Origin of the sequence: Thermoactinomyces daqus (genome assembly GCF_000763315.1) — a bacterium.
GTDB lineage: Bacteria > Bacillota > Bacilli > Thermoactinomycetales > Thermoactinomycetaceae > Thermoactinomyces_A > Thermoactinomyces_A daqus.
This window is the reverse complement of sequence record NZ_JPST01000013.1, coordinates 129,721-136,696: the sequence shown is the minus strand read 5'-3', so window position 1 is coordinate 136,696 and position 6,976 is coordinate 129,721. Positions and strand designations below refer to the sequence as shown.

The following is a 6,976-nucleotide window of genomic DNA, read 5'->3' as shown; positions in this document are numbered from 1 at the left end:
TTCTTTGTCAACAACCTCAAAGCACCGATTGGGGTGCTTTTTTTATTTGGCCATTAATCTTTTTTGAATGCCGCTAGCAAAACCTTAACGAAACCGCCCAGGAATTTCGGTAGCTTTATGGTATAGAACTTCACCAACATTCACCCCTTACGCTGCAATGATAAAAGATAATGACCGTGTTTTCTTCATCTTATTTATATTCTATAGAGTTCAATGTGTACCTAGAACAGGAGAAAAAATTGCTTGGGGTGAACGCCATATTCCTTAGCGGTCGCGGCTTTCGACCAGCAGGCATTTTCCCGAACGGATCGAGACCCAGCCGGATCCGCTTGCCAATTCATTGCTGATCCCGCGTGTGAATCCGCGATAAAGCGTTTCATTTTTCAGAGGGTATTTTAGCCCGTCTGTCACAATTCCCATCACTTCTCTGGAAACCGGAATCAAAGAAATGTAGGGGAATTCTCCTTGCCTCAACTCGATTTTACCCGGGCCGGAAAAAAAGCGGACCCGGTTGCTGGAATGGAGCAAAACCCCCCGGGTCCCACGGGCCTCCAGCCATTCCAGAAGCCCCACATTGGCAAGCAAATGATCGAGGCGGGCTCCACCCAGCGCTCCCAAAATGAGCACTTCCCCTCCGGTTTGGTGCTCAAGCGCCTTTGTGAGGGCATAATGCAGGTCGGTTTCCTCCTTTTCCGCCGGCAATCGCTCCACCTCGATCCCCGACTGCATCAGTTCATCGGCAAACTCCTCACCGGCGGTATCAAAGTCACCCACGGCCAGGTGGGGAGTGATTCCCGCCTGAACCAGCTTTTTCGCACCGGCATCCGCCGTAATGATATAATACTTTTCCGGATCGATCAGGGCGATCTCCTCCGCCGTCAAATCTCCCCCCGCCACCACCAGCACTTTTTGCTTCAACATGATTCACTCCCGCTTTTACGATTGCCGTGTGATCAATTGCGGAGCGGAATATAGGATCAAAAGAACGGCAACGAACGAAATGATCACTTCGGGCAACAGATAGGTGACATTGTAGAGGAATGAATAGAGGTAGACGGACTGGCCTGCCGGAGCGTATTGTTTAAAAAAGACAACCCCGGAAATAAAGTGGGACAACAGGCGAAACGCGCCGGCAAACAAAAGCCCGAAACCGGCCAGTGAAGCTTTCCATTTGCGCGCATAATGTTCGCGAATGCGAAAGAGCCCGGCCAGCCCCAAAGCGGCAAAAGCGATCGGATAATCAAGCGCCGCCTGCACCGGATGGACCACATAACCGCCGGTAATGAGCAGCAACAATCCGGTCAGCAAGCCACAGGACAGTCCTGCTTTCACCCCGCGCCGGAACGAAACGGCGGCGATCGGGATCATCACCAGGGTAATCGAACCGCCGTTTGGCATTTCAAACAGTGTCAGCTTATCCAATACAGCTGCGACCGCTGTCATGATCGCCACTTCCAGCATCGTTACCAATCGTGTGGATGAATTCATGGTGTTTCTCTCCTTCTCACTGCTTAACCGCGGCTTCCCGTCCCGGCACGGCGGATGGCAGCGATGGCGGCCTCGCGGTCTTTTTGGCCAAACACCGCCGATCCGGCCACCAGCACCGTCGCTCCCGCTTCAACTGCCAGCTGTGCCGTCTCCTGATTGATGCCGCCGTCCACTTCAATTTCGAGCTGAAGAGATTGGGCATCGATCAGCCGGCGCAATCCGCGAATCTTGTCGAGTACGTCCGGGATAAACGCCTGCCCGCCAAATCCGGGATTGACCGTCATCAGCAAAATCAGGTCAACATCGCGCAAAATCGGTTCAATCATCGCGACCGGTGTCGCCGGATTCAGGACAACACCCGCTTTCACGCCCTGCTCCTTGATCAGGTGGACGGTGCGGTGCAAATGTCGGCACGCTTCCTGGTGAACCGAAATCAGATCAGCGCCGCTTTTGGCAAACCTTTCAATATATCGGTCCGGTTCCTCAATCATCAGGTGAACATCGAGCGGCAGTTTCGTATGAGGGCGAATCGCCTCCACTACCAAAGGCCCCATCGTGATGTTGGGTACAAAATGACCATCCATCACATCAATATGAATCCAGTCAGCCCCTGCCCGTTCCACGTCGGCAATCTCTTCCTGCAACCGGGCGAAGTCGGCCGACAGAATCGATGGCGCAATCTTGATCATGCTAATACCTCCTCGCCAGCGCATCTTTGATTTCTGCCAAAAACTGCGTATAGTTTTGATAACGCTTTTCGTCGATTTCTTGCTGCTCCAGCGCCGCTTTTACTGCACAACCCGGCTCCCCGGTGTGCAAACAGCCGCGAAACCGGCATTCCGGTGCCCGCTCGCGAATTTCGGGAAAATAATCGCCGAGCTCTGTCGGTTCAAATCCCTGAAAAGTCAATTGGCTGAAACCGGGTGTATCCGCCACTTGTCCGTTTGTCTCCATGGGCAACAATTCCACCGTTCTCGTTGTATGGCGCCCGCGGGCGATTTTTTTGCTCACTTGTCCGGTCAAAAGCTGCATTCCCGGCAACAGATGATTGAGGAGTGAACTTTTTCCCACTCCCGATTGGCCGGCGAACACGGATACCTTTCCGGCCAGCACCGCCTTCAGTTCATCCATGCCTTCTCCTGTGACGACGCTGGTCGCGATTACCTTGTAGCCGGCCGGCCGGTAAATCGCGCTGATCCGTTCAATTTCGCCGTTGTTCTTCAATAAATCCCTTTTTGTGAGAACTATCACAAGATCCAGTCCTTCACGCTCCCCGTGCACGAGGAAACGATCGACCGGCATTTGCTGAAACCGAGGCTGCCGCAAAGAACAAACAACCACCGCCTGATCGACATTGGCGATGGGTGGACGAATGAGTTCATTGCGACGGGGCTGAACGGAGGTCACCACGCCTTCGTTCTGCCCCGTCTTTTCAAACTCGACGATATCGCCGACCAGCGGGGTCAGCTTCTTCTTGTCAAACTTGAACACCCCGCGCGCCCGGCACTGGAGCATATCGCCCCCGTCCGTGCGCACGTAGTAAAACCCGCTGATGGCTTTTACAATTTGCCCGACAGGCATATAAGACCTCCTTTGTCAAAGTTTGATTACCAACCTGGAACCAATTCACACTTTGGTTCATTCGCAATATAACTGTAAACCTTCACGACTCCGCCCTTTTTAATGAAAGTACCCGCTTCCGGCTCCTGCCTAAAGATATGGGCATGACCTACACTTTGCCCGGCCGGATCCGGACATCTGTACAGTTCGACTTTATAGGGCTTATCTGCCAATTTGCTGCTGTGAACGGCAGATTCAAACTTTCCATAATAATTGTCGACTATAGCCCCCTCCACACCTACATAAATTTTCACTTGCGTGTTTGCAGGGTCGTCTACCATCGTTCCGTTCCGTGGCTCTTGATCCCAAATTTGCCCCGGTTGGACTCCTTCTTTCGGTTTTGGTATGATTTTGGGCTCTGGAAAACCGTTGTCCGCCAACCATTTTTTAGCTTCATCCAAGTTCGTGAACAATTCCATTTTCACCGGTTTTCCGGTATTTTCCGTCACCGTCTGATCTTCACTTCCGCCTGAGAATAAGCCCCAGATCGTGTCAAAGCCCCATATGGTCAAAACCAGGATGATGATAATTGTAATGAGGCCAAACAAAAGTTTTTGCCACCAAGGCAGATTGGCTTGCACATTTTCCAGCCAAACGACCGTGCGCTGGAACATGGTACGCTCGCTGTCGTTGGGAGCACTCTTCAGCCGTTCGAGATTGGCCAGCGTTTTGTCACCGAGCGCGTTGGAAGCGACCTGCCCTTTACGCTGACCGCTGCGAATTTCCGGACGCTGGATCGGCGAGTGATAAGAAGGTGGTTCAACAGCGGTTGCCACCGGGGATTCGCCTTCCTCATCCTCCGAAAGCGGAATGGTTTGATAAAGATCGCGCTGTGTCGGTTTGGAACGGGTTCCGGCCCAGTTGGCTTCCAGGCGGGGCCCGATATTGGCTGCCTGCTGGATCGCCTTCAGCATCTCGCGGGCGGAGCTGAAGCGTTTGTTAGGGTCTTTGTCCAATGCGCACAGGATCACTTCCGCCAGCGCATCGGGAATGTTCGGATTGATTGAGCGCGGATCTTCCGGAATCTCCTGCAGGTGCTTCAAAGCAATGCTGATCGCGGAGTCGCCGTCAAACGGCAGGCGGCCTGTCAGCATTTCATACAGGACAATCCCCAAGGAGTAGAGATCGGATTTTTCCCCGATCACACCTCCCCGCGCCTGTTCCGGTGAAAAATAATGGACAGAACCCATGACGGAACCTTCTTGGGTAATCGTAGAGGAACTTGCCGCCCTGGCAATCCCGAAGTCGGTCACTTTCGCTCTGCCATTGGCTCCGAGCAGGATATTATGCGGTTTGATATCGCGGTGGACAATCTGATTTTCATGGGCATGAGCCAAACCGTCGCAGATTTGGATCGCGATGGCGGCCGCTTCCTGCGCCGGGAGCGGTCCCCGTTCCTGAATGTATTGTTTCAGCGTCGGCCCTTCAACCAGCTCCATGACAATGTAATGAGTATAATGATCCTTCCCCACATCATACACATTGACAATATTGGGATGGGACAAGCTCGCGGCAGCTTGTGCTTCCCGGCTAAAACGACGTATAAACTCCGAGTCATTACTGAGGGAATCACTTAACACTTTAATCGCGACATAACGGTTTAACAGCAAGTCTTTTGCTTTGTATACGACCGCCATTCCACCGCCGCCGACACGGCTGACTATTTCGTAACGTCCCCCCAGCTTCTTCCCTTCCATCTGCATGGTCACCTGTTCCTCCTTGAACCCAATTAAGATGTAGCTGACCCACCTGTATGTCTTAGAAGAATTAGGGAAATGTTATCCGCCCCGCCGGCTTCCAAAGCTAATTCGATCAATTTATCGGCTTTTTCGTCCAGCGTCATGGATGTAGATGAGAGGACAAGTCCAATCTCCCTTTCGCTAACCATCGTGGTGAGTCCATCGGAACACATGAGGAAAATATCGTCCTTGCTCCATGGTGTATTTATCAGATCGACTTCGACATCTTCATTTGTACCGACAGCTCGAACGATCATATTGCGCAGGTGATGGTTGCGCGCTTCTTCGGCCGTGATTTGTCCATTCTTTCGCAGAATGTTGACATACGAATGATCCTCGGTCAGTTGATACAGCCCGTTTTTGTGCAGCATGTAGGCGCGGCTGTCCCCAACATGAGCCAGAACCACTTCGTGTTGATCGACGATCGCGGCGATTACCGTCGTGCCCATGCCGGATAACTGGCTGTTCTGCTCGGCCATCCTGAATACTTTCTCATTGGCCTTTCCTACGGCATGCAGAAGCAGATCGCTTTTTTCATCAGTCGAAACATCCAGGTTTTCCGCCCGGAGCACCTTTTCAATGGTGTCGACCGTTTCGCGGCTGGCTACATCGCCAGCTTGATGACCGCCCATTCCGTCGGCGACGATCGCGATCACAGTTCCCGATTTGGTCAAAACCAGGCCTGTGCTGTCTTCATTCAGGTCACGCACACGACCGATGTCAGTGCGCCGTGCAAGCTCCATTCCGGTTACCCCTTTCCCTTTCTAGTATTCCCTGTATTGACCTTTATCAAGAGGAAATCCCGTAGACCGATTCATTGCCGGATCGATTGCTGCCTTTTTTCTTTTGTTGAAAAAGGTATTCATATCATTTCTGTTGAAAAAGGTGATAGGCGAAACGAAATCGTCAGAAAACCGCTGAAGCTCTCCTAGCTCAGACGACTGTGTTTGGCACGAAGTTGTCCACACGCTGCATCGATATCATGCCCGTGTTCCCGGCGAATCGTGGTATTCACATGATAGGAATCCAGGATTCGCTTAAATTCGAAAATTTGCTTTCTCGGTGTACGTGTGTAATTTCGCTCCGGAACATAGTTTACCGGAATGAGATTGACAAGGCAATTCATCCCTTTAAGCAGTTTGCCCAGTTCATGAGCATGTTCGCTTTGGTCGTTTTTCCCGCCGATCAGGGCATACTCAAAAGTGAGTCTACGCCCGGTTTTTTCCAAATAGTACCGGCATGCGTCCAATAATTCCGCCAATGGATAACGCCGGTTGATCGGCATGAGCTTGGACCTGAGTTCGGTATTGGGAGCATGAAGGGAAATCGCCAGGCCTACCTGCCAATTTTCGTCGGCAAACCGGTAGAGATTGGGAACGACTCCGCTGGTGGATACCGTGATATGGCGCTGGCCAATATTGAGTCCGTGCCCGTCATTGATTATGCGAACAAACTTCATCGTCGGTTCATAATTTTCAAATGGTTCACCCGAACCCATCACCACAACCGATTTGACCTTTTCAGATGACGGATCAAGATATTTCTGCGCCATAACCACTTGTGCCACGATCTCGCCGGCGCTCAGATTTCGCTTCAATCCTCCGAGTGTCGAAGCGCAAAAAGTGCAACCGACCCTGCATCCCACCTGTGTCGTCACACAGACGCTGATCCCGTAGTTATGACGCATAATCACGGTTTCAATCGCATGTCCGTCGTGAAGACCGAACAGAAACTTCACCGTTCCATCGCGGGATACCTGAGTCGTAATCACTTGAAGCGGCATCAGGTGAAAGAATTCACTTAATTCTGCACGCATGTTTTTCGGCAAATTTGTCATGTCGCCAAACGAATCGACGCGTTTGACATAGAGCCAATCCATGATCTGGTTGGCTCGCCATTCGGGGTGACCGTGGCGAGTCATCCAATCTTTCCATTCCTGATAAGATAAATCATATGCAAAAGTTTTCACCATTCATTCTCACCAATTCTTCGAAAACTGCCTTACGTCAATAAAAAGCAGGGTTCTCCCTGCATCAAAACTTTTCTTATTATATCATAGTACAATCCAAAAAAAAGGGACAGGTCGTGAAGATTTTTTTCGCACCCTCCATGTCCCTGCGCTGTTCATC

The 6,976-nt window shown here is 51.5% G+C and carries 8 protein-coding genes; all 8 read right to left on the bottom strand.

Annotated elements, in window-relative coordinates:
• Positions 1-53: 53 nt before the first annotated feature.
• Positions 54-134, bottom strand: coding sequence for a stage V sporulation protein SpoVM (gene spoVM / locus JG50_RS0106550; protein WP_033100295.1), 81 nt, complete (start codon positions 132-134; stop codon positions 54-56).
• A 130-nt stretch (positions 135-264) separates the two neighbouring features.
• Positions 265-918, bottom strand: coding sequence for a thiamine diphosphokinase (locus JG50_RS0106545; protein ID WP_160173821.1), 654 nt, complete (start codon positions 916-918; stop codon positions 265-267).
• 18 nt (positions 919-936) lie between these two features.
• Positions 937-1,488, bottom strand: coding sequence for an energy-coupled thiamine transporter ThiT (thiT, locus tag JG50_RS0106540; RefSeq protein WP_033100294.1), 552 nt, complete (start codon positions 1,486-1,488; stop codon positions 937-939).
• A 23-nt stretch (positions 1,489-1,511) separates the two neighbouring features.
• Entirely contained in the window at positions 1,512-2,177 is a 666-nt protein-coding gene (gene rpe / locus JG50_RS0106535; protein ID WP_033100293.1) for a ribulose-phosphate 3-epimerase, read from the bottom strand.
• A 1-nt stretch (position 2,178) separates the two neighbouring features.
• Positions 2,179-3,069: a ribosome small subunit-dependent GTPase A gene (rsgA, locus tag JG50_RS0106530; RefSeq protein WP_033100292.1), complete on the bottom strand. Its 891-nt coding sequence runs from the start codon at positions 3,067-3,069 to the stop codon at positions 2,179-2,181.
• 26 nt (positions 3,070-3,095) lie between these two features.
• Complete coding sequence (gene pknB / locus JG50_RS0106525) at positions 3,096-4,805, bottom strand: Stk1 family PASTA domain-containing Ser/Thr kinase (RefSeq protein ID WP_232330929.1); 1,710 nt, start codon at positions 4,803-4,805, stop codon at positions 3,096-3,098.
• Positions 4,806-4,837: 32 nt separating this feature from the next.
• Positions 4,838-5,590 carry a Stp1/IreP family PP2C-type Ser/Thr phosphatase gene (locus tag JG50_RS0106520; protein ID WP_033100291.1) on the bottom strand — a complete coding sequence of 251 codons (753 nt, stop codon included), beginning with the start codon at positions 5,588-5,590 and terminating at the stop codon, positions 4,838-4,840.
• 185 nt (positions 5,591-5,775) lie between these two features.
• Positions 5,776-6,819 (bottom strand): 23S rRNA (adenine(2503)-C(2))-methyltransferase RlmN, encoded by a 1,044-nt coding sequence (gene rlmN / locus JG50_RS0106515; RefSeq protein WP_033100290.1) that lies wholly within the window; start codon positions 6,817-6,819, stop codon positions 5,776-5,778.
• Between the last annotated feature and the right edge of the window lie 157 nt (positions 6,820-6,976).

What these genes read in the sequence shown, in the direction of transcription:
- JG50_RS0106520 (WP_033100291.1), bottom strand. Translation starts at nt 5,590, where the DNA reads ATGGAGCTTGCACGGCGCACTGACATCGGTCGTGTGCGTGACCTGAAT.
- rsgA (WP_033100292.1), bottom strand. Translation starts at nt 3,069, where the DNA reads ATGCCTGTCGGGCAAATTGTAAAAGCCATCAGCGGGTTTTACTACGTG.
- pknB (WP_232330929.1), bottom strand. Translation starts at nt 4,805, where the DNA reads ATGGAAGGGAAGAAGCTGGGGGGACGTTACGAAATAGTCAGCCGTGTC.
- rlmN (WP_033100290.1), bottom strand. Translation starts at nt 6,819, where the DNA reads ATGGTGAAAACTTTTGCATATGATTTATCTTATCAGGAATGGAAAGAT.
- thiT (WP_033100294.1), bottom strand. Translation starts at nt 1,488, where the DNA reads ATGAATTCATCCACACGATTGGTAACGATGCTGGAAGTGGCGATCATG.
- rpe (WP_033100293.1), bottom strand. Translation starts at nt 2,177, where the DNA reads ATGATCAAGATTGCGCCATCGATTCTGTCGGCCGACTTCGCCCGGTTG.